19 protein-coding genes are annotated in these 22,562 nt (G+C 41.6%); 14 read left to right on the forward strand and 5 right to left on the reverse strand.

The features are described 5' to 3' along the window. Positions 1 to 39 precede the first annotated feature (39 nt). Positions 40 to 576 (forward strand): replication initiation negative regulator SeqA, encoded by a 537-nt coding sequence (gene seqA / locus A1QC_RS11515; RefSeq protein ID WP_017025969.1) that lies wholly within the window; start codon positions 40 to 42, stop codon positions 574 to 576. A gap of 165 nt (positions 577 to 741) precedes the next feature. After that, a complete protein-coding gene (gene pgm, locus A1QC_RS11520) occupies positions 742 to 2,373 on the forward strand; it encodes a phosphoglucomutase (alpha-D-glucose-1,6-bisphosphate-dependent) (protein WP_017025970.1) in 1,632 nt (543 codons plus the stop codon). 74 nt (positions 2,374 to 2,447) lie between these two features. Here pgm and A1QC_RS11525 read toward each other — a convergent pair whose 3' ends face one another. Next, positions 2,448 to 3,239, reverse strand: coding sequence for a DUF1853 family protein (locus A1QC_RS11525; protein WP_017025971.1), 792 nt, complete (start codon positions 3,237 to 3,239; stop codon positions 2,448 to 2,450). Positions 3,240 to 3,452: 213 nt separating this feature from the next. Here A1QC_RS11525 and A1QC_RS11530 point away from each other — a divergent pair, with 213 nt between their 5' ends. Beyond that, positions 3,453 to 4,211 carry a Nif3-like dinuclear metal center hexameric protein gene (locus tag A1QC_RS11530; RefSeq protein ID WP_017025972.1) on the forward strand — a complete coding sequence of 253 codons (759 nt, stop codon included), beginning with the start codon at positions 3,453 to 3,455 and terminating at the stop codon, positions 4,209 to 4,211. 107 nt (positions 4,212 to 4,318) lie between these two features. On the opposite strand, the gene A1QC_RS11535 is transcribed toward A1QC_RS11530, so the two are convergent. Continuing rightward, a complete protein-coding gene (locus tag A1QC_RS11535) occupies positions 4,319 to 5,608 on the reverse strand; it encodes a citrate synthase (RefSeq protein ID WP_017025973.1) in 1,290 nt (429 codons plus the stop codon). Between the two features lie 393 nt (positions 5,609 to 6,001). On the opposite strand from A1QC_RS11535, the gene sdhC reads away from it, so the two are divergent. The 9 genes from sdhC (at position 6,002) to A1QC_RS11580 (ending at position 16,204) form a co-directional block, all read left to right on the forward strand. Beyond that, positions 6,002 to 6,394: a succinate dehydrogenase cytochrome b556 subunit gene (gene sdhC, locus A1QC_RS11540; protein ID WP_026025929.1), complete on the forward strand. Its 393-nt coding sequence runs from the start codon at positions 6,002 to 6,004 to the stop codon at positions 6,392 to 6,394. Further along, positions 6,388 to 6,735 carry a succinate dehydrogenase, hydrophobic membrane anchor protein gene (gene sdhD, locus A1QC_RS11545; RefSeq protein WP_017025976.1) on the forward strand — a complete coding sequence of 116 codons (348 nt, stop codon included), beginning with the start codon at positions 6,388 to 6,390 and terminating at the stop codon, positions 6,733 to 6,735. Before sdhC ends, sdhD begins: the two co-directional genes overlap by 7 nt. Then, positions 6,736 to 8,502, forward strand: coding sequence for a succinate dehydrogenase flavoprotein subunit (sdhA, locus tag A1QC_RS11550; protein ID WP_017025977.1), 1,767 nt, complete (start codon positions 6,736 to 6,738; stop codon positions 8,500 to 8,502). 14 nt (positions 8,503 to 8,516) lie between these two features. Beyond that, positions 8,517 to 9,230: a succinate dehydrogenase iron-sulfur subunit gene (locus tag A1QC_RS11555; RefSeq protein WP_017025978.1), complete on the forward strand. Its 714-nt coding sequence runs from the start codon at positions 8,517 to 8,519 to the stop codon at positions 9,228 to 9,230. Between the two features lie 143 nt (positions 9,231 to 9,373). Further along, on the forward strand, positions 9,374 to 12,187 hold the full coding sequence (gene sucA / locus A1QC_RS11560) for a 2-oxoglutarate dehydrogenase E1 component (RefSeq protein ID WP_017025979.1): 2,814 nt from the start codon (positions 9,374 to 9,376) through the stop codon (positions 12,185 to 12,187). A 92-nt stretch (positions 12,188 to 12,279) separates the two neighbouring features. Continuing rightward, positions 12,280 to 13,491, forward strand: a complete 1,212-nt coding sequence (gene odhB / locus A1QC_RS11565) for a 2-oxoglutarate dehydrogenase complex dihydrolipoyllysine-residue succinyltransferase (protein WP_017025980.1) — start codon at positions 12,280 to 12,282, stop codon at positions 13,489 to 13,491. 153 nt (positions 13,492 to 13,644) lie between these two features. Continuing rightward, positions 13,645 to 14,811, forward strand: a complete 1,167-nt coding sequence (gene sucC / locus A1QC_RS11570; RefSeq protein ID WP_017025981.1) for an ADP-forming succinate--CoA ligase subunit beta — start codon at positions 13,645 to 13,647, stop codon at positions 14,809 to 14,811. Further along, positions 14,811 to 15,683 (forward strand): succinate--CoA ligase subunit alpha, encoded by an 873-nt coding sequence (gene sucD, locus A1QC_RS11575; RefSeq protein ID WP_017025982.1) that lies wholly within the window; start codon positions 14,811 to 14,813, stop codon positions 15,681 to 15,683. Before sucC ends, sucD begins: the two co-directional genes overlap by 1 nt. Positions 15,684 to 15,826: 143 nt before the next feature. Further along, positions 15,827 to 16,204, forward strand: coding sequence for a VOC family protein (locus A1QC_RS11580; RefSeq protein ID WP_017025983.1), 378 nt, complete (start codon positions 15,827 to 15,829; stop codon positions 16,202 to 16,204). 110 nt (positions 16,205 to 16,314) lie between these two features. Here the strand turns inward: A1QC_RS11580 and A1QC_RS11585 are convergent, their stop codons facing one another. The 3 genes from A1QC_RS11585 to znuC all read right to left on the reverse strand — a co-directional run bounded on the left by A1QC_RS11585 (position 16,315) and on the right by znuC (position 20,136). Continuing rightward, the gene (locus A1QC_RS11585) at positions 16,315 to 18,351 is read right to left on the reverse strand and encodes an alpha-amylase family glycosyl hydrolase (protein ID WP_017025985.1); all 2,037 of its coding nucleotides are present in this window, start codon (positions 18,349 to 18,351) and stop codon (positions 16,315 to 16,317) included. A gap of 192 nt (positions 18,352 to 18,543) precedes the next feature. Continuing rightward, positions 18,544 to 19,329 (reverse strand): zinc ABC transporter permease subunit ZnuB, encoded by a 786-nt coding sequence (znuB, locus tag A1QC_RS11590; protein WP_017025987.1) that lies wholly within the window; start codon positions 19,327 to 19,329, stop codon positions 18,544 to 18,546. A 3-nt stretch (positions 19,330 to 19,332) separates the two neighbouring features. Then, complete coding sequence (gene znuC, locus A1QC_RS11595; RefSeq protein WP_039836660.1) at positions 19,333 to 20,136, reverse strand: zinc ABC transporter ATP-binding protein ZnuC; 804 nt, start codon at positions 20,134 to 20,136, stop codon at positions 19,333 to 19,335. Between the two features lie 117 nt (positions 20,137 to 20,253). Between znuC and znuA the strand changes: the two genes are divergently transcribed. Further along, positions 20,254 to 21,174, forward strand: a complete 921-nt coding sequence (znuA, locus tag A1QC_RS11600) for a zinc ABC transporter substrate-binding protein ZnuA (protein WP_017025989.1) — start codon at positions 20,254 to 20,256, stop codon at positions 21,172 to 21,174. A gap of 21 nt (positions 21,175 to 21,195) precedes the next feature. Beyond that, positions 21,196 to 22,482 carry a peptidoglycan DD-metalloendopeptidase family protein gene (locus A1QC_RS11605; RefSeq protein WP_084021883.1) on the forward strand — a complete coding sequence of 429 codons (1,287 nt, stop codon included), beginning with the start codon at positions 21,196 to 21,198 and terminating at the stop codon, positions 22,480 to 22,482. Positions 22,483 to 22,562 lie beyond the last annotated feature (80 nt).

Genomic DNA, 22,562 nt, shown 5'->3' on the forward strand with positions numbered 1-22,562 from the left:
TCGTGCCAGAGTTAAATTGATTGAGATTGTGAAAAGCCAATGAAAACCATTGAAGTAGATGAAGAACTTTATCGTTATATCGCGAGTCAAACCCAACATATTGGTGAGAGTGCCTCCGATATTTTACGTCGACTTTTAATCGGTGATCAGCAAGGATCAAAAGTGTCCACTAATGTTGCATCGGCCGTTGCCACTGAAGCCGTTTCAGTGCCAGTGAAAGAAGAGAAGCAAGATGGTGTAAAAATGATGCGTTCTTTGCTTATTTCTAATGATTTTGCAGAAAAAGAAAAAGCAATCGATCGTTTTATGAGTGTTTTATCTGCTTTATACCATGTAGAGCCAAACCGCTTTGCTGATGCCGCAAAAGTGAAAGGGCGTACTCGTGTGTACTTCGCCGATAATGAAGAAACCTTGCTAGCCAGTGGGAAAACGACGAAACCACGCTCTATTCCAGAGACGCCTTTTTGGGTTATCACCAATAACAATACCAACCGTAAGCGTCAAATGGTGCAGCAACTTATGACTCAAATGGGGTTTCAGGCTGATTTGATTGAAAAAGTCTGTAACGCTATCTAATCTTATTAGAGCACAAATTTTAGTTTAGATAGGATGGAATGTCTTATCTACTAAGCTGTAGCCTCAGTCAAAAGGTATAAAATTTATAGAACCTCATAATATTGCTCGTGACGTATTATGGGGTTTTTTCGTTTTTAAATTGCAGTTTTTAAAAGGATCGTTTTCATGGCAATTCACCCAAGAGCAGGTACTAAAACACTACCGGAAGATTTGATTAATATTCCAGCTTTAGTCAGTGATTATTATACAAAGGAGCCAGAAGCTGGAAACCGCGCCCATAGTGTTCAGTTTGGTACTTCTGGTCATCGTGGTTCGTCATCAAAATCAACTTTTAATCAGAGCCATATTCTTGCGATCACTCAGGCTGTTGTTGATGAACGAAATAGCGTGGGTTTAACTGGCCCTATATTTGTAGGTAAAGACACCCATGCGTTATCTGAGCCAGCTTGTCGTACTGTGTTAGAGGTTTTAGCCGGGAATGGTGTTCAAGTTATTACTCAAGCTGACAATGGTTATACGCCAACACCAGGTATATCGCATGCAATTTTAACTCATAATCTTACTCATGCTGATAAAGCAGATGGTATTGTGATCACGCCATCTCATAACCCACCTCAAGATGGTGGTATCAAATACAACCCAAGCCATGGTGGGCCAGCTGAAGGTGAAATTACTCAGCGTATCGAAGACAATGCCAATCGATATATTGCCAATGGTCTGCAAGGGGTTAAACGTTCAGAATTAACCGATTCTCTAAACGCGAAAGATCTCGTTCAACCTTATGTCGATGACTTGGATAATGTGATTGATATGAATGCGATCCAGCAGTCGGGTCTAAAGATTGGTATCGACCCATTGGGTGGCGCGGGGATTGAATATTGGCGTCGAATCGCTAGTACTTATCAGCTCGATATGACTTTAGTCAATGAAACCGTTGATCCTTCTTTTCAATTTATGACATTGGATAAAGATGGTGTGATCCGAATGGATTGTTCGTCTCCCTATGCCATGGCCAGCTTATTATCATTAAAAGACGATTATGATCTTGCCTTTGGTAATGACCCAGATTACGACCGCCATGGTATTGTGACCCCTGAAGGCTTGATGGACCCTAATCATTACTTAGCTGTTTGTATTGATTACTTGTTCCGTCATCGTGATGGTTGGGGAAAAGAAGTGCAAGTAGGTAAAACATTAGTATCTAGTGCGATTATTGACCGTGTGGTCGCCGAGCTTGGCCGTGAATTGTGCGAAGTTCCAGTTGGCTTTAAATGGTTTGTTGATGGTTTATATGAAGGCCGCTTTGGCTTTGGTGGTGAAGAAAGCGCTGGAGCGTCATTCTTACGTAAAGATGGCACGCCGTGGTCAACAGATAAAGATGGTATTATTCTTTGCTTACTCGCGGCAGAAATTACTGCAGTGACAGGGATGAACCCGCAACAGTACTACAATAAACTTGCAGCCAAGCATGGTGCTTCTGCTTATAACCGTATTCAAGCTGTTGCTAATACTGAGCAGAAAAATGTGCTGAAAAGTATGTCTGCTGAGATGGTTAGCGCAGATGAATTAGCAGGTGAAAAAATCACGGCTCGACTGACTCATGCCCAAGGTAATGGCGGAGCAATTGGCGGATTAAAAGTCACTACTGAAAATGGTTGGTTTGCTGCACGCCCGTCGGGTACGGAAGATATTTATAAAATTTATTGCGAAAGCTTTAAAGGTTCAGAGCACTTGAAACTAATTGAGCAAGAAGCTCAAGAGATAGTGAATCAAGTGTTTGCTAACGCGGGCCTATAAGGCTTAAGCGCAACGAAAATAATCGCGAGGGCTTAGGCTCTCGCGTTTTTATTTTGAGTCACTAGATTATGCGATTAATTATTCGGCCACCTGTCCGGTAAGATAAACCAAAAATCACCAGATTCAGATTGGCAGTGTACAAAGTCAACCATCGCTTCAGTTAACTGTGGGTTGTGCTCATTTCTTCCTGTTAACCATTGTCCTTTTTTCAAAAGGTATAATGCTTCATCTATTTTTTGAAATTCATGCCAAAAACACCAGTAGCCATTGATTTGGCTTGTCTCTATTTCATGGTTTAAACAGTGGCTTGGGATTCTTTGTTTCTGGAATGGATTCGTGTAAAGCCTGCCTTGCATTAAAAGTTTAGGCTGAATATTGTTGAGGTCTGGGTACTGCTGTACAAAATAGTCGTGGCGTGACATTTCAAGTTGATGTTCTAGCATATGCGAGAGTTTTAAATCTAAGCGATCTTTACTGTTGGGTCCATACCATAAACCTTCAAATAATAAGTAAAACTTGATGGCAACTTCCCAATGTTCAGTTGTTTGATCTAGTTGATTTTCAACGATAAAATCGATAGCACCGAGGGTTCGACCGTTGTGATTCAGTTGTATTTCTTCGGCAAGTAATTGGTAATCTGGGTGGGATTGAAAGTGCTGCATACATAAATGTTGATACCAAAAACCAAGCCGTGAATTACCGTTATATGAAACAGGGGAAACGCGATAGTCGTTGTGAAAAGGCGTAGCTATTAATTTTTGACCATCAGGCTTTAATAATGGAGGAGTTGAGGCTATCCATGTTGAAATTTGTTCAAAGAGGTGAGTTTGCTCTTCAGGGGAAATTGTATACTTCTTCTCCGACACGGTAATCACTTTCCTTTATTTAAGATTCAGTTTGGATAGGAATCGAGTAAATGGCGTTCATTATCCTAATTTTGAGTTACTTAGACTTTTAAACAATTTGTTGTTATAAAACCATGTGTTTCTATAAAGCCATTAGTTGTTATAAATCCATAAACGCTAAAAGTACAATGATGTAAAGCTACTCGATAATATTACTAACAAGGCAGTCGTATAATGAATAATTTACAGTTAGAACAACTTTTAAATCAAACTCTATCACCCCAGTTAGTAAAAGACTATTGTCCGAATGGTTTACAAGTTGAAGGTTGTACAGAGATTAAAAAAGTTGTGACCGGTGTGACCGCATCGAAAGCATTAATTGATGCGGCAGTTGAAGCCAATGCCGATGCTCTCCTGGTACATCATGGCTATTTTTGGAAAGGAGAAGCTGAGCCGATTATCGGGATGAAAGGAGCTAGAATTCGCTCTTTAATTCAGAATAATATGAATTTATATGCATACCACTTACCTTTAGATATTCACCCTCAATTAGGAAATAACGCACAATTAGCCAATTTATTGGGTATTAAAGTTGAAGGTGGATTGGAAGGGCATGCTCAATCAGTTGCTATGCATGGTTCGTTTGAAAGTGAATTAACTGGCCCAGAACTGCAAAATAGAATTGAAACCGTATTAAAGCGTAAGCCTTTACATATTGCAGCCGATGATGAAGGTAAAAAGATCAAAACGATTGGTTGGTGTACTGGTGGTGGGCAAGATTATTTGGAATTAGCCGCTAAATTTGGCTTAGACGCCTTTATATCTGGGGAGATATCAGAGCGGACAACCTATATTGCCAGAGAGTTAGGCATTCATTATTTTGCTGCTGGTCACCATGCGACAGAACGTTATGGTGTTAAGGCTTTAGGAGGGTGGCTAGCAAAAGAGCATGGCCTTGATGTTGAGTTTATTGATATTGATAATCCAGTTTAAAGGCATAATATTCTACCTTTAAATATTCAAAGTTATGAAGCTTTCAATAAAAAGCGCCACTTACATCGTAAGTGGCGCTTTTGCCTTCATCTAGCTAATTGAAGCCATTACTCTCTTTCTTGAAGAGGGGTAAAGTCACGGCTAGATTGACCTGTATATAACTGACGTGGACGACCAATACGGTTGTCTGGGTCTGCGTGCATTTCGTTCCAATGTGCAATCCAACCGATTGTACGAGAAAGGGCGAAAATTACGGTAAACATTGATACTGGAATACCGATGGCTTTCAGGATGATGCCTGAGTAGAAATCAACGTTCGGGTAAAGTTTCTTCTCAATGAAGTATGGGTCAGAAAGTGCGATACGTTCTAATTCCATTGCAACATCAAGTAGAGGATCGTCAATGTTTAGTTCAGACAATACATCATGACAAGCTTGACGCATTACTGTTGCACGAGGGTCGTGGTTTTTATAAACACGGTGACCAAAGCCCATCAAACGGAATGGGTCTTTTTTATCTTTAGCTTTTGCTACGTATTCTTCAATGTTGTCGACGCTGCCAATTTCTTCAAGCATACGTAAACATGCTTCGTTTGCTCCGCCATGAGCAGGCCCCCAAAGTGATGCGATACCCGCTGCAATACATGCAAATGGGTTTGCACCAGAAGAACCTGCAAGACGTACCGTTGACGTAGAAGCGTTTTGTTCATGATCTGCGTGTAATGTGAATATCTTATCCATTGCGCGAGCAACTACAGGATTCACATTGTATTCTTCACATGGGTTAGCAAACATCATATGCAAGAAATTACTTGCGTAATCTAAGTCATTACGTGGGTAGATGAATGGTTGGCCAATTGAATATTTGTAACACATAGACGCTAATGTTGGCATTTTCGACAATAGGCGGAAAGCGGTAATTTCACGGTGTGTTTCGTTATTGATATCTAGAGAGTCGTGGTAGAAAGCAGCTAATGCACCTACAACACCACACATGACCGCCATTGGGTGAGCATCACGACGGAAACCATGGAAGAAGCTAGCAATTTGCTCATGAACCATAGTGTGTTTTGAGACGATTTGTTTGAATTTTTCGTATTCAGTGCGAGTCGGTGCTTCTCCATAAAGTAGGATGTAGCATACCTCTAAATAATCAGCATTGTTTGCAAGTTGATCGATAGGATAGCCGCGGTGTAGAAGGATACCTTTACCGCCATCGATGTACGTGATTTGGGATTCGCAAGATGCAGTAGCAAGAAAACCAGGGTCAAAGGTAAAGTAACCACTAGCACCTAGTTTGCGAACATCCACAACGTCTGGACCATTTGTTCCACTTAAAATTGGGAGCTCAATAGGTGCTTGCCCTTCTATATGAAGGGTCGCTTTCTTATCCGCCATGACATTCTCCTTTGTATATGATTAATCCGTCCAGGATATTTTGTGTGGGCTTTTTGTACTCAGATTAGAGCTTAAAGTCAATTAATCTACACGGTTATGTGTGCTGGTTTTGATTTTTCACATGGAAAAAGTTAAAAATATGTTCTATGTAGCATATTTTGTTACATGAATTGAATTTATATGCTAGCAGCGTATAGTGCGAATTGGAGATATTGGTTAACGCCTTATTTTATCAAGAGTTTGGAAGTTCAGCTATTGATAAGATAGAAATTTAATTAACAAAAAATTCATAAATAAACTGGGTGTTATGGACTGAACTTGTTAATTAAATCGTAACAAGGTGTTGATTATTCTATGTCTATAACTATAAATAAATGCTCTAGATGGAGCTGAGTGAGCACACCCGTGAAAAAAAGAAAATCCAGACCGGTTAATTTAGATTTACAAACGATACATTTCCCGATTTCCGCAATAGCATCCATCGTGCACCGTGTTTCTGGTGTCATTATGTTTGTTTCTGTTGGTATCTTATTATGGCTACTCGCCACTTCATTATCTTCTCCTGTAGGTTTTGCCAAAGCTTCAAATCTTGTTGATGGCTTTGTGGTGAAATTTATTCTTTGGGGCATCCTTACAGCATTGGCATACCATATATGTGGTGGTATTCGTCATTTGTTGATGGACCTAAAATATTTTGAAGAATTAGAAAGTGGTGCATTGACTGCAAAAGTAGTATTCGGTGCAACAGCTGTATTATCGGTATTGGCAGGAGTTCTTGTATGGTAAAGCACATCTCTTCATTCGGACGTAATGGAGTTCATGATTACCTCTTAATTCGCGCAACCGGCATTATCATGGCACTTTATACAGTGTATATGATGTGCTTTTTCGCATTTGGGCCAGATATTAATTATCTTACATGGCATTCGTTTTTTGGCGGAACTGTCACTAAAGTCTTCACCATGATTGCCTTGTTGTGTGTGCTTGTTCATGCATGGATTGGTTTATGGCAAGTTTTAACCGACTACGTTAAACCAGCATTAATACGTTCTTTATTACAATTAGCCGTGATCGTGACATTAGTTGCGTATTTCTTCTCTGGTCTATTTATTCTGTGGGGTGTGTAAGTGAGTATTCCCGTTCGTGAATTCGATGCCGTAGTTATCGGCGCAGGTGGTGCTGGTATGCGCGCTGCCTTACAAATTTCTGAGCAAGGCCTATCGTGTGCGTTGTTATCAAAAGTATTTCCAACTCGTTCTCATACTGTTTCAGCGCAAGGTGGTATTACGGTTGCGCTCGGTAATTCACATAAAGATGATTGGCAATGGCACATGTACGATACCGTAAAAGGTTCAGATTACATTGGTGACCAAAACGCTATTGAATATATGTGTAAAAATGGTCCTGAATCTGTTATTGAATTAGAAAAAATGGGTCTTCCTTTTTCTCGTTTTGAAGATGGTTCTATTTATCAGCGTCCATTTGGTGGTCAATCAAAAGATTTTGGTGGTGAGCAAGCTGCACGTACTGCTGCTGCTGCTGACCGTACTGGTCACGCATTGCTTCATACTTTGTACCAACAAAACATTAAGCATAAAACGACGATTTTTTCTGAGTGGTATGCGCTGGATTTAGTGAAAAATGAAGATGGTGCTGTGCTAGGTACCACTGCACTTTGCATGGAAACGGGCGAAATTTGCTACTTTAAAGCCAAGGCAACTATCTTAGCTACCGGTGGCGCAGGTCGTATTTACCAATCAACAACTAATGCTCACATTAATACTGGTGATGGTGTTGGAATGGCGCTGCGTGCTGGCGTTCCAATGCAAGATATTGAAATGTGGCAATTCCACCCAACCGGTATTGCTGGTGCTGGTGTGTTAGTAACCGAAGGCTGTCGTGGAGAAGGTGGTTACCTTCTTAATAATGATGGTGAGCGTTTCATGGAGCGTTATGCGCCGAATGCGAAAGATCTTGCGGGTCGTGACGTGGTCGCTCGTTCAATGATGATTGAAATCCGTGAAGGTCGTGGTTGTGAAGGTCCTTGGGGTCCACATATCAAACTAAAGCTGGATCATTTAGGTAAAGATGTTCTGGATGCTCGTCTTCCAGGTATTCTTGAATTATCTCGTACTTTTGCTCACGTAGATCCTGTGAAAGAACCAATTCCAGTTATCCCTACTTGTCACTACATGATGGGTGGTGTGCCAACTCAGGTTTCTGGCCAAGCGATCAAACAAGATGAAAATGGTAACGATGTTGAAGTTCAAGGTTTGTTTGCCTGTGGCGAAATTGCATCAGTATCAGTACACGGTGCAAATCGCTTAGGTGGTAACTCACTGCTTGACCTTGTGGTATTTGGTCGTGCAACGGGTTTACACCTTGGTGAAACATTACAAGCACAAGCAGAGGCTCGCCCTGCAACCGAAGCGGATATTCAAGCATCACTTGCTCGTTATAACCGCTGGGAAAATAGTACTGGTGGTGAAGATCCTGTTCAAATTCGTAAAGATCTTCAAAGTTGCATGCAAAACAACTTCTCGGTTTTCCGTGAAGGTGATGCAATGGCACAAGGTCTGGAAGAGCTTAAAGCAATTCGTGAACGTCTTAAAAATGCTTACCTATCAGATAAGTCGACAGAATTTAACACCCAACGTATTGAGTGTTTAGAGCTGGATAACTTGATGGAAACTGCGTTTGCAACCGCTGTTGCGGCTAACTACCGTACAGAAAGCCGTGGTGCGCATGCTCGTTTTGATTTCCCAGATCGTGATGATGCGAACTGGTTATGCCATTCTATCTACAATCCGGTAACGGAAGCGATGTCTAAGCGTGATGTTAATATGCAACCAGTATTACGTGAAGCCTTCCCACCTAAAGCTCGTGTCTACTAAGGGAGATAAAGTAAATGAACGTGAATTTCTCTTTGTACCGATATAATCCGGATACAGATAAAAAGCCTTACATGAAGGATTACTCGCTTGAAGTAAAAGAAGGCTCTGACATGATGGTGTTGGACGCATTGATTTTATTAAAAGAACAAGATCCAAGCATCTCTTTCCGCCGTTCATGTCGTGAAGGTGTGTGTGGTTCGGATGGCTTAAACATGAATGGTAAAAATGGCCTTGCGTGTATCACTCCGTTATCAGCATTGCTTGGTAAAGGTAAAGTGATCATTCGCCCACTACCTGGTTTACCAGTAGTTCGTGACTTGATTGTTGATATGGCTCAGTTCTACGATAACTATGCAAAAGTGAAGCCGTATTTGATCAATGATGGTGAGTTACCACCATCACGTGAGCACTTACAATCTCCTGAAGATCGTGCGCACCTTGATGGTTTATACGATTGTATTATGTGTGCATGTTGTACAACATCATGCCCATCATTCTGGTGGAACCCTGATAAATTTATTGGACCTGCAGGTTTACTTGCTGCTTACCGTTGGTTAATTGATAGCCGAGATACTGCAACAGATGAACGCTTATCAAATCTTGACGATGCATTTAGCGTTTTCCGTTGCCATGAGATCATGAATTGTGTAAGTGTGTGTCCTAAAGGATTAAATCCAACCAAAGCGATTGGTCACATTAAAACTATGTTGATTAATCGTTCGGTGTAAAAATTTAAAAATTGCTCTTTATGAGCAACGAACAGTCGGCTTCTAATGAGCCGACTATCATTCGACACTTATTACTCGGATAATTGGTAGTTTGAATAATAATGGTCGAGGCATAATTGAAACCTAACAGGTTAAGGGAAAATATGCACAACGGCGTGATGAAGGCATGGCTCGAGTCTTCACACTTGGCTGGCGCCAATGCAACTTACGTAGAAGAACTCTACGAACTGTATCTTAGTGACCCCGATCTAGTCGGTGACGAATGGAAACAAGTGTTTGATAGCCTTCCAGTAGAAGCCCCTACTAATGGTGAACAACCACATTCTCGTGTTCGTGACTACTTTAGACGATTAGCGAAAGAGACAAAGCATTACAATGTCCAAGTTAGTGATCCTGATGTCGATGTTAAACAAGTAAAAGTTCTGCAGTTAATCAATGCTTATCGTTTCCGTGGGCATCAAGCTGCAAATCTAGACCCTCTTAATATTTGGAAGCGTGAACCCGTTGCTGAACTGGATCCTGAATTCCATAATCTCTCTCCAGAAGACTTTGAAGAGTCATTTAATGTTGGTTCATTTGCCGTTGGGCAAGAAACCATGCCTCTCAAAGACATCTACCAAGCGTTAAATAAAATCTACTGTGGTTCTATCGGTGCAGAATATATGCACATTACGAATACAGAAGAAAAACGTTGGATCCAAGATCGCTTAGAATCTGTGGTTGGCGAAGGTTCTTTTTCGAAAGAAGAAAAACTCACTTTCCTTGATGAATTAACCGCAGCAGAAGGCTTAGAACGTTATCTTGGTGCGAAATTCCCTGGTGCAAAACGCTTCTCTCTAGAAGGTGGTGATGCTCTTATTCCAATGATGAAAGAACTTATCCGTCATGCTGGCTCAAATGGTATGCGCGAAGTTGTTATTGGTATGGCGCACCGTGGTCGCTTAAACATGTTAGTTAATGTGTTAGGTAAAAAACCACAAGATTTGTTTGATGAGTTTGCGGGTAAACATGGCGATTCATGGGGTACGGGTGATGTGAAATACCATCAAGGTTTCTCAGCCGATTTCGCGACTCCAGGTGGTGATGTTCACTTAGCACTTGCTTTTAACCCATCGCATCTGGAAATTGTAAACCCAGTTGTTATTGGTTCAGTGCGCGCTCGTCAAGACCGTTTAAATGATAAAGATGGTAGTAAAGTCCTTCCTATTACTATCCACGGTGATTCAGCGATTGCCGGTCAAGGTGTGGTGGCTGAGACGTTTAACATGTCTCAAGCTCGTGGTTACCAAGTTGGTGGTACGGTTCGTATCGTAGTGAACAACCAAGTTGGTTTTACTACGTCTAACCCTCGCGACATGCGTTCAACCATGTACTGTACTGATATCGCCAAAATGGTACAGGCACCAATTTTCCATGTGAATGCAGATGACCCAGAAGCGGTTGCTTTCATTACACGTATCGCATTGGATTACCGTAATACCTTTAAGCGTGATGTTGTGATTGATTTAGTATGTTATCGCCGCCATGGCCATAACGAAGCTGATGAACCAAGTGCAACTCAACCATTGATGTATCAAAAGATCAAAAAACATCCAACACCACGTAAGTTGTACGCGGATGTTTTAGTGGATCGTAAAGATATTGAGCTTGAAGTTTCGACTCAAATGGTCAATGAATATCGTGATGCATTAGATCGCGGTGAAGTAGTGGTTAAAGAGTGGAGGCCAATGGCTCTGCATTCTGTTGATTGGACACCATACTTGGGCCATGAATGGAATGAAGAATGGGACAGCGAAATCGATCAAACTCGTTTGATTGAACTGGGTCATAAACTCTGCCAATTCCCAGAAAGCCATAAGTTACAAAGCCGAGTAGCGAAGCTTTACGATGATCGCTTATCTATGGCAAACGGTGAAAAGTCAATCGATTGGGGTATGGCAGAAACACTGGCTTACGCCACTCTAGTGGATATGGGTAAACGAATCCGTATTACCGGGCAAGATTCTGGCCGTGGTACTTTCTTCCATCGTCATGCGGTATTGCATGATCAAAATACAGCAAGCACGTATATGCCTTTGGCGCATTTGCATGATAAACAAGGTCCTTTCCAAGTGTTCGATTCTGTATTATCAGAAGCGGCGGTACTGGCTTTTGAATATGGATATGCAACAGCTGAACCTGGTGGTTTAACCATTTGGGAAGCACAATTTGGTGATTTTGCCAATGGTGCACAAGTAGTGATCGACCAATTTATTTCTTCAGGTGAGCAAAAATGGGGTCGCTTATGTGGCTTAACTATGCTGCTTCCTCATGGCTATGAAGGTCAAGGTCCAGAGCACTCATCGGCACGTCTAGAGCGTTATTTACAGCTTTGTGCAGAACAAAACATTCAAGTTGTTGTTCCTTCAACACCAGCTCAGGTTTATCACATGATCCGTCGTCAAGTGGTGCGTCCAATGCGCCGCCCATTGGTTGTGATGTCGCCTAAGTCACTACTTCGTCATCCGTTATGTACCTCAACGCTTGAAGAATTAGCGAGTGGGACGTTCCAAGCGGCTATCGCTGAAATTGATGAACTTGAAGCCAGCAAAGTGAAACGTGTTGTTATGTGCTCAGGTAAAGTGTATTACGATTTGCTTGAACAACGTCGTAAAAATGAGCAAGACGATGTGGCGATTATTCGTGTGGAACAGATTTACCCATTCCCATACGAAGATGTTAGTAAAGCCATTGAGCAATATACTAACGTTGAAGATTTTGTATGGTGTCAAGAAGAGCCTCAAAACCAAGGCGCATGGTATAGCAGCCAGCACAATATGCGCTTTGCATTGCCAGATGGTGCAACATTGAAATACGCAGGTCGACCAGCTTCTGCATCACCAGCTGTTGGTTATATGTCAGTACACTTAAAACAACAAAAAGCCTTGGTTGACGATGCTTTAAGTTTGGATTTTTAAGTTAATTGGATTTTGTAAAGTGAATCGCTTTTTATAAAGTGAATTGGCTTATTACGCTAGTGAAATGAACTAGATAAAAGGATTAAACAGTTATGACAATTGAAATTCTTGTACCAGATCTACCTGAATCAGTTGCAGACGCAACGGTAGCAACGTGGCACAAGCAACCTGGTGACGCGGTTTCTCGTGACGATATCTTAGTTGAAATCGAAACCGATAAAGTAATTTTAGAAGTACCTGCTCCTGAAGATGGCGTTTTAGAAGCTATCATCGAAGAAGAAGGTGCGACAGTACTTTCAAAGCAATTACTGGCTAAATTAAAGCCTGGCGCAGTTGCTGGTGAGCCAACTCAAGACACGACAGCTTCAACAGAAGCTTCTCCAGATAAACGCCACACAGCTGCGTTATCGGAAGAAACGAATGATGCGCTTAGCCCAGCGGTTCGCCGTTTATTGGCTGAGCATAATCTTGATGCTTCAGAAGTGAAAGGTTCTGGTGTTGGCGGTCGTATTACTCGTGAAGATATTGATGCACATATTGCTAAAAAATCTTCAGCGCCAGCGTCTACTGCAAAAGCAGAAGCTATTGAAGCACCTGCAGCAGCTCGTACCGAGAAACGTGTTCCAATGACACGTCTTCGTAAAACAGTGGCGAATCGCCTACTGGAAGCGAAAAATTCAACAGCAATGCTTACTACGTTTAACGAAGTAAATATGAAACCAATCATGGACCTACGTGCTCAATATAAAGATCAATTTGAGAAGCGCCATGATACACGTTTAGGTTTCATGTCTTTCTATGTGAAGGCAGTAACAGAAGCGCTAAAACGTTACCCTGAAGTGAATGCATCGATTGATGGTACCGATATCGTGTATCACAATTACTTTGATATCAGCATGGCAGTATCAACGCCACGTGGTCTTGTTACTCCAGTTCTAAAAGACTGTGATTTACTAGGCTTTGCTGATATTGAAAAAGGCATTAAAGAGCTCGCGATCAAAGGTCGTGATGGCAAGCTTCAAGTTGAAGATTTAATGGGCGGAAACTTCACTATCACTAACGGTGGTGTGTTTGGCTCATTAATGTCGACGCCTATCATCAATCCACCACAAGCGGCAATTTTGGGTATGCATAAAATCCAAGATCGACCAATGGCAGTGAATGGTAAAGTTGAAATTTTACCTATGATGTATCTTGCATTATCTTACGATCACCGTTTAATCGATGGTCGTGAGTCAGTTGGTTTCTTAGTAACGATTAAAGAGTTACTAGAAGATCCAGCTCGCCTATTACTTGATGTGTAAATTTAAAATACATCAGTAATTAAGTTCAAGTAGGTATCTATTTATACCTACTTGGCTTAAATAACCAGTACAACTATATGACACAATGGCGTTTTAGCTTAAATGCCAATGGAAACTATTAATCCCTACGGATAAAGAAACGGAAGTAGCACAATGAATTTGCATGAATATCAAGCCAAGCAGCTATTTGCTGAATTCGGATTGCCAGTACCAGAAGGTTACGCTTGCAATACCCCACTTGAAGCTTATGAAGCAGCAGGTCGTATCTCAACGGCTAAGAAAGTTGTTAAGTGTCAAGTACACGCCGGTGGGCGCGGTAAAGCTGGTGGCGTAGAGCTACATGACACTAAAGACGGTGTAAAAGAGTTTGCTCAAAAGTGGCTAGGTAAAAACCTTGTGACTTACCAAACAGATGCAAAAGGTCAGCCTGTTACTAAGATCTTAGTTGAAGAAGCGTCAGATATCGCCAATGAATTGTACCTAGGTGCAGTTGTTGACCGTGGCACACGTCGTATCGTGTTCATGGCGTCTACCGAAGGCGGCGTTGAAATTGAAAAAGTTGCGGAAGAAACGCCGGAGCTTATCCATAAAGCTGCGATCGATCCATTGGTTGGCCCTCAGGCATACCAAGGTCGTGAGCTTGCATTCAAATTGGGCCTTAAAGGCAACCAAATCAAGCAGTTTACTCAGATCTTTATGGGTCTAGCAAACATGTTTGCTCAGTACGATCTTGCATTACTTGAAATTAACCCACTTGTGGTTACCGGTGCTGGTGATTTAGTTTGTCTTGATGGAAAAATCAACATCGACTCAAATGCAATGTACCGTCAACCTAAACTACGTGAAATGCACGATGCTTCTCAAGAAGATGAGCGCGAAGCACACGCAGCACAATATGAATTAAACTACGTAGCACTTGATGGCAATGTCGGTTGTATGGTTAATGGTGCCGGTCTTGCAATGGGTACGATGGATATCGTTAACTTGCATGGTGGCAAACCAGCTAACTTCCTTGATGTTGGCGGTGGCGCAACCAAAGAACGCGTTGCAGAAGCATTCAAAATCATCTTGTCTGATGAGAATGTAAAAGCGGTTCTTGTGAATATCTTTGGTGGTATCGTTCGTTGTGACATGATTGCTGAAGGCATCATTGGCGCAGTGAAAGAAGTGGGCGTTGAAGTCCCAGTTGTGGTTCGTCTTGAAGGTACGAATGCTGAACTTGGTCGTGACGTATTGGCGAAATCAGGTCTAGATATCATTGCAGCAACTTCACTTAAAGATGCAGCGGTTCAAGTAGTTAAAGCGGCGGAGGGCAAATAATGTCTGTTCTAATTAATAAAGATACTAAAGTTATTTGCCAAGGTTTCACTGGCGGTCAAGGTACATTCCACTCAGAGCAAGCGATCGATTACGGTACGCAAATGGTCGGTGGTGTTTCTCCTGGTAAAGGCGGAACTGAGCACTTAGGTCTTCCAGTATTTAATACCGTGCGTGAAGCGGTAGAAGCGACTGGCGCAACGGCAACCGTTATCTACGTACCGGCTGCATTTTGTAAAGATGCAATTTTAGAAGCGATTGATGCAGGCATCGAGCTTATCGTGACTATCACGGAAGGCATTCCAACATTGGATATGCTTGATGTAAAAGTGAAGCTTGAAGAAACTGGCGTTCGTATGATCGGTCCAAACTGTCCAGGTGTGATCACTCCTGGTGAATGTAAGATTGGTATCATGCCTGGTCATATCCATAAACCTGGCCGTGTTGGTATTGTTTCTCGCTCTGGTACGTTAACGTATGAAGCAGTAAAACAAACAACTGATGCTGGTTTTGGTCAATCAACGTGTGTTGGTATTGGTGGTGACCCTATTCCGGGTACTAACTTTATCGACGTATTGGAAATGTTCCAAAACGATCCCGCGACAGAAGCCATCGTAATGATTGGTGAGATCGGTGGTACAGCAGAAGAAGAAGCGGCAGCTTACATTAAAGCAAATGTAACTAAGCCAGTTGTTTCTTACATTGCTGGTGTAACTGCGCCTCCTGGTAAGCGCATGGGTCACGCTGGTGCAATCATCTCAGGTGGTAAAGGTACTGCGGAAGATAAATTTGCAGCACTTGAAGCGGCTGGTGTTAAAACCACCAAATCACTTGCTGAAATTGGAACTGCACTGAAAGAAGTGACTGGTTGGTAATCTGCCATTTTTAAATAATGCAGTGATCCCCCAAGGCATCGGATATAAATAGATAAGGTCATCTTCGGATGGCCTTTTTATTTGCTTTGAATTGGATACTGGGTAAAGTAGAACACTACATACAAATATCAAAGGATTCAGTTATGTTCAGTCACATTATGCTTGGTGCCAATGATCTTGATGCGTCAAAAAAATTTTATGATGCGATTTTAGGTGTACTGGGATATGACGCAGGGGTCATGCTTGGTGAGCGTTGCATTTATAAAACGCCAACCGGTATATTTATTTTAACCAAGCCGATTAATGGTGAAGTCGCCACCCATGGTAATGGTTCAACCTTTGGTTTTTCTATTGCCACTCCAGAATTGGTTCATGCGTGGCACGAAGCTGGCATAGCAAATGGCGGGATCACTTGTGAAGATCCTCCTGGTGAGCGTAATGGGCTTGCTGGTCGTTTATATTTAGCTTATTTGCGCGATCCTGCTGGAAATAAGTTATGTGGAACTCACCGAATGGCGTAGAGGTTTACACCGGTAAAGCTACAAATTATTGTATCAAGTAAACCCCATGAATTTAATTCTATGGGGTTTACTTATTATGGTACTAATGCTGATGAAATTAATGCTTATTGTTACGATGATGGACACATTGATACCATCACTTTATCCGGCAATCCAGATTCAGTAAATTGCAGGCTCCACACGTACTTTCCTGATTCAGGTAATAGAGCCGCGGTATCTTTGCCATAGCCTCCGTATTTCAAATCAGATACTTTGCCAGAAATTATTTCTAAAGCGGAAGCGGTAAACTGAGGCTTCCAGTTTTTAGTTGCGTATTGCATACGGTAGCTACCTGCTTGCTCATCGACCACAACTTGATAAACATTTCCCCCTTTATATTTAAACTGACGATTAGCAACATGCGTCCAACCTGAATCAGTAAAATCACCCACGACATACAAAGGTCTATCGATAGGGCCACTTTCATTGATTGTTGGATTATCACATTGCGCTAAAAACCCTTCTCCACTGAGGGATACTTGCGGCTTGGTTGTGATTAATTGAGCGGGCTTTTCAATGCCGAGAAAACGGGCTTCGAATGGTGCCAAAGAAATATGATATTGCTCATTATTAGGAACAAAGCTTTCTTCATTAAACCAATCGGTTAATTGTCCTGATGAGCCTAATTGTTGCGATGTTAACGATAGTGTTTGAGGCTTATCTGAAGTGCTTACCATGAAAATCATGGATTCATCATTATAAGATTTGTGATCGATATACACCTGCTTATTTGCCAGTACAGAAATACGCTGACCTTGAGACAGTACCGGGTGATCGCGGCGCAGTGTCATCAGTTTACTGACTTGCTGTTTTAGCTGCGATTGAGCTTTAGAGAGCGTGGCGGTAATACCCTCGATTTTTGCACCAGAACGCGCCACATGATCGTCACACAAGCCTTGAGCAGCACAAATATCGTTAGGGACTTTATCGTAGAAGTCTTTTACTTCATCGCCAATTTCATCACCATAATACAAGGTAATTGGGCCTGAATAAGCAGTAATAAAAGAGAGGGCGGCGAGGTGGCGTTGCCAATAACTGCCATCTTTGGGCTGTGCAATAAAGCCTCGTTGCAATAAATCACCAAACCGAACCAGATCATGATTGCCTAACATTAAGTTTGGCCTTGCATGTTTTGGGTACAGATCATGAAGATCCATTCCTTGTGCCAACCAATCTCCACCTTTACCCCCATTGCCGTTCTCATTGACCGCAAAGGTTTCAACTAAACGATAGCGCATAGGAAAATCAAAAGCTGAACATAAAGCAGGGTTCGCATCACTGCCATATCCATGCTCAGTGATATAGTTTTGGTTATTCCAAATTTCAGCCACCATGTAACCGAGCGGGTGCACCATTTCACCTTGATCATTGGCATATTGAACTTGTTGAGAGGTGTGCTCAACGGCTTGACGAAGCTTAGACCAATACTCGGTAGGAACTTGATACGCTTGATCTAATCGCCATCCATCAATCTTTAAGGTTTCTATCCAATAGGTTGCTACTTCTTGATAGAAGGGCAAGCTGTCTGGGTAACGGACAGGGTTATCTTTTCCTGTAGGAAGGAGGCCAGTAGGTGAGGGCTTGATATTGGATTTATGGTGGCCAAACACCCCGTCAAAAAAGACATAAAGCCCACGTTTATGGGCTTCATTTACTAATGTTTTGGCTTGTTCTAAGGTGCCAAATTTGGGATCGATTTTAAAATAATCACTGGCAAAATAGCCGGTGGCATCCAGTTTGTCATCCCAATGAGATTGTCCTTTGATAGGCGTTGATTCAAAAATAGGGGTTAACCAAATCGCATTTACGCCAAGAGACTGAATATAGTCGAGTGAGTTGATGATGCCTTGCAAATCTCCATTATGGTGACTTGTCCCATAGCCGGTATCGTAATTGGCATTTTTATCACTATCGACAAAGCTTTCCACCATGATTTGATACATACGTAAATTGTTTGTCTCTACTTGAGAAGGTGAAGCACATTCTATTACTGTGGAAGGTGCAGAATGGACGGCACTTGAAAATAAGCTCGAAGCAACTGTAGACGTAATAATGATCGCAGAAGTGGTAATAATCTTAGAAGTAGCAAAAGGGATGCGTCGTTTCATGCTCTTTATCTCTTATTAGAATAATGGGTTAATAGCCATTATTCATGAGTGCAAAGGTGCTGAAACCATCCTTAACTGAGATAGTAGAGGCGTAGATAAAAAGGGTGAGAGATGGGCATCACAAACCGTGTAATGCCCAGTGTAAAGCAATCAGATGAAAGGCGGCTCAGAGTAGATACCTACCTTTCATTATTAGGCGTTCGATTTTTTAAATTGGCTGAGCATAAACAACGCCGCAGCGCATATCACGACAGAAGGACCTGCTGGTGTATCGTAAATCCAAGATAAGGATAATCCGCATAAAACAGAAACTATTCCGAGGCAAGATGCACCTACCGCCATCTGTTCTGGCGTTCGTGCAAAGCGTCTGGCGGTAGCCGCAGGAATGATAAGTAGAGAGGTAATAATTAACGCCCCAACAAATTTCATGCCGACGGCAATCACTAAGCCTACCAACAACATTAATACAATACGCATCAATGGAACATTCACGCCTTCAACACTGGCTAACTCTTCACTGATGGAGGTTGATAGTAGTGGTCGCCAAAAATAAATTAGCAGCGCCATAATCACGAGACCACCTAAATAAATAAATAATAAATCGGAAGGAGAAACGGCAAGTAAGTCACCAAAAAGGTAACTCATGAGATCAACTCGAACATTATCCAAAAAACTGATCGCCACCAAACCAAGTGATAATGAGCTGTGTGCCAGAATACCGAGAAGCGTATCGGTTGCGACCACCTTTTGTTCTTGTAAGGTCGCAAGTAAAACAGCAATGCCTAAGCAGCATACGACTAAGGCAAGATATAAATTTACATCCAGTAAAAAACCTAAAGCTAATCCTAATAATGAAGCGTGAGCTAGAGTGTCACCAAAGTACGCCATTTTGCGCCATACCACTAACGAACCTAAAGGACCGGCAATAATTGCGATGCCTAAACCAGCCAGTACCGACGGAAAGAGAATATCAAACATAGATTAATGACCACGTTTTTTTTGAGTTGTGGAAGGATGTGCACAGCTATTGTGAGAGCAGGCTTCCGGCTCACCTTCAACCGCTTCACCTGCGAGATCATGATGGTGGTGATGTTCATGATGATAAAAAGCCAGTGTATCTTTTGCGGTTTGACCAAACATCGCAATGTAAGAAGGATGCTTGGTGATAGCTTCTGGTGCGCCAGAACAGCAAATATGGTGCTGCAAGCATATTACTTCATCGGTTTGCGCCATGACTAAATGCAGATCGTGTGACACCATGAAAACGGCACAGCCAAAACGTTGACGTATAGTGTTTATCAAAGTGTAAAGATCAATTTGCCCTTGTACATCGACACCTTGAGCGGGTTCATCAAGCACTAATAAATCAGGGCGTTGCAATAAAGCACGCGCTAATAATACCCGTTGGTTCTCACCTCCAGATAATTTATGCATATCATTTTTATAGAGACTTTCAGCGCCTACTAGGCGTAAAGATTCCATGCGCTCTTGAGTGCTGTAACGCCCGGCTAATTTAAGAAATCGATCAACCGTTAATGGTAAACTATCATTAAGGCGTAATTTTTGAGGAACATAGCCAATTCTCAAGCTTTTACTTTTGGTCACCGTTCCAGAATAATTCTTGACTAAACCTAACATGACTTTAACTAATGTGGATTTGCCTGCGCCATTAGGACCGATTAAAGTCGTAATTTCACCTTTCTTAATCGAGACATTAATATTATTAAGTACCGCTTTGTCATTGTATTGAACAGATATGTTGTCGAGTAGAATTAATTCACTCATGGTTAAACCAACTTGATGATGTGTAATGTTATATAGTAACATTATCGAAAATGATTACCAATATAGAAATAGGGGCAAACTGACCCTATTTATTTGTTCATATTACGGAGAATAGAGATGCGTCGAATTTTATCACACGCTGGGCTGGCAATGGCAACATTGATTGGAATGCTTGTTACCCCTGCAGCATGGGCGGAGACTGAGCAGCCTATCACCGTAATGACATCAATCAAGCCATTACAATTGATCACATCAGAACTCACACATGGCGTAACAGAGACCCAAGTGTTGTTATCAACCAATACTTCTCCGCATGATTATGCTTTAAAGCCTTCTGATGTAAAAAAATTGAAAACCGTTGATTTGTTTGTTTGGGTTGGACCGGGTTTAGAGTCTTTCTTAGAGGGGGTTATGCAAAATAGTCAAAATGCATTGCAACTTGATCAACAAGCATCGATCGACAAAATTGAATACGACGAACATGAAGGGCACGATCACGATGATGGCCACGATCACCATGGTAATTACAATCCTCATTTATGGTTAGGGCCAATACAAGCTGCACAAATGGCGAAAGTGATTTCAGATAAATTGATCAAAATTGACCCAGAGCACAGCAAAGAATACCAAGCGAATTTCCAATCTTTCATTCTAAATTTGGATACAACAGTCGATAGCATCAAACATCAATTAGAGCCAGTTAAGCAGCATGGTTATTATGTTTTCCATGATGCTTATGATTACTATGAAGAGTATTTTGGTTTAAATAACCTCGGTCACTTTACGGTATCACCGGAACGCCGTCCGGGCGCAAAGACATTGATCGACATTCGCACAGCATTGCAGTCAGATAAGGTATATTGTGTGTTCTCTGAACCCCAGTTTACTCCAGCAGTCATTAACTCTGTGATGCGTGGTACTGATGTGAAACATGGTGTACTCGATCCTTTAGCGACAAAATATAGAGCAGAGCCCGGTGCTTATTTTAAATTTATTCAAGATCTGGCTACGAGCTATAGTGATTGTTTAACTCGTTAAGGTTTGCCTTTGTATCATCCCATGCAATATAAAAAATGGAAACGCCAACGTCTGCAGCGAAAGTTGTATATAGGATTGTTGGTTCTTTTGCTTGGGATGATTGCTATTGGGCTATTTTATTACCGACCATGGTTGTCTTCGTTCTATTTTTCTGGGGGAGCATTTGAACAAAATAGTGAGCCATTTAGTGCGATACTCGATAGGAATGATCCAGCATTTGAAGTTCCAAAAGATAGTATAGAGCAATACCAAGATAAGCTGATTAGCACGCATAAAGTAAAGGCTAACGAAAACTTAAAAGACATATTTAATCTTTATGGTTTAGATCCGAATGACTTATTAGCCTTGATAAAAGCCAATCGACAAGCCACTAATTTATCTGCAGGGCAAATCATTGAATGGCAACAAGATAAGAGTGGTCAGTTACTCAATGTGACGATTTACCGAACGGCACGCTTAAGTAGCCAATATCACCGGATAGGGGAGCACTTCGAATTTACCCCAAAACGAATCCAAGGTTACAATAAAACGGAAATCAAAGTCGCGGAAGTTAGGCAAAATTTTTATCAAGCGGCTCGCTCTATAGGATTGACGCTGGAGCAAATACAAACCATTGCTAAATCTCTTTATTGGCAAATTGATGTTACTAAGCAAGCAAGCCTTGGTGACAAAATAGCTGTGCAACTTTTACAACATTATGTTGGGCAAGAAAAAATAGATACAGGTAAAGTGAGTGCAATTTGGTATCGACATAATAATCAAGATTACCAAGTGGGTCGTGCTGATAATGGTGAGTTTTATCAGTTAGATGGAGCGAGCGTCGATAAGCAAATGGATCGTTTTCCTGTTAAGTCCTTTTTTCCTATTAGTTCTGCTTTTAATCCCCATCGACTTAATCCTGTAACACATCGTTATGCGCCTCATTATGGAACAGATATTGCCACTCCAATAGGTACACCGGTTTATGCCACAGGAGATGGCGACGTGGTTAAAGTGGGAGTACATCCTTTAGCAGGACACTATCTTGTGATTAAAAATGGTCGAACTTACAGCACGAGGTTTTTACATTTAAGCAAAGTGCTTGTTAAGGTTGGCCAAGTTGTTAAGCGTGGGCAAAGGGTTGCATTATCGGGAAATAGTGGCCGTTCAACGGGGCCACATTTACACTATGAATTAAGACAAAATGACCAACCGATTGACCCTATGTCCGCGCCATTGCCTAATTCGCGTGCCATCCCAATAGATCAGAAATCCGAGTTCTTATCAGCGGCCAATACCACAATGTTGCGAATTCGTGATCACTTCTAAAGTTATTGCTATCCATTTTTGACTTTTCTTTCATGTGGCGAATGTCTGGTATATCTTTGTTTGTAAAGATATTAATTATC

Origin of the sequence: Vibrio rumoiensis 1S-45, assembly GCF_000286955.2 — a bacterium.
Lineage (GTDB): Bacteria > Pseudomonadota > Gammaproteobacteria > Enterobacterales > Vibrionaceae > Vibrio > Vibrio rumoiensis_A.

Coding starts and splice junctions, on each gene's coding strand:
- odhB (WP_017025980.1), top strand. CDS start 12,280: ATGACAATTGAAATTCTTGTACCAGATCTACCTGAATCAGTTGCAGAC.
- sucC (WP_017025981.1), top strand. CDS start 13,645: ATGAATTTGCATGAATATCAAGCCAAGCAGCTATTTGCTGAATTCGGA.
- A1QC_RS11585 (WP_017025985.1), bottom strand. CDS start 18,351: ATGAAACGACGCATCCCTTTTGCTACTTCTAAGATTATTACCACTTCT.
- seqA (WP_017025969.1), top strand. CDS start 40: ATGAAAACCATTGAAGTAGATGAAGAACTTTATCGTTATATCGCGAGT.
- A1QC_RS11530 (WP_017025972.1), top strand. CDS start 3,453: ATGAATAATTTACAGTTAGAACAACTTTTAAATCAAACTCTATCACCC.
- znuB (WP_017025987.1), bottom strand. CDS start 19,329: ATGTTTGATATTCTCTTTCCGTCGGTACTGGCTGGTTTAGGCATCGCA.
- sucA (WP_017025979.1), top strand. CDS start 9,374: ATGCACAACGGCGTGATGAAGGCATGGCTCGAGTCTTCACACTTGGCT.
- A1QC_RS11605 (WP_084021883.1), top strand. CDS start 21,196: ATGCAATATAAAAAATGGAAACGCCAACGTCTGCAGCGAAAGTTGTAT.
- znuA (WP_017025989.1), top strand. CDS start 20,254: ATGCGTCGAATTTTATCACACGCTGGGCTGGCAATGGCAACATTGATT.
- A1QC_RS11555 (WP_017025978.1), top strand. CDS start 8,517: ATGAACGTGAATTTCTCTTTGTACCGATATAATCCGGATACAGATAAA.
- A1QC_RS11580 (WP_017025983.1), top strand. CDS start 15,827: ATGTTCAGTCACATTATGCTTGGTGCCAATGATCTTGATGCGTCAAAA.
- A1QC_RS11535 (WP_017025973.1), bottom strand. CDS start 5,608: ATGGCGGATAAGAAAGCGACCCTTCATATAGAAGGGCAAGCACCTATT.
- sdhD (WP_017025976.1), top strand. CDS start 6,388: ATGGTAAAGCACATCTCTTCATTCGGACGTAATGGAGTTCATGATTAC.
- znuC (WP_039836660.1), bottom strand. CDS start 20,136: ATGAGTGAATTAATTCTACTCGACAACATATCTGTTCAATACAATGAC.
- pgm (WP_017025970.1), top strand. CDS start 742: ATGGCAATTCACCCAAGAGCAGGTACTAAAACACTACCGGAAGATTTG.
- sucD (WP_017025982.1), top strand. CDS start 14,811: ATGTCTGTTCTAATTAATAAAGATACTAAAGTTATTTGCCAAGGTTTC.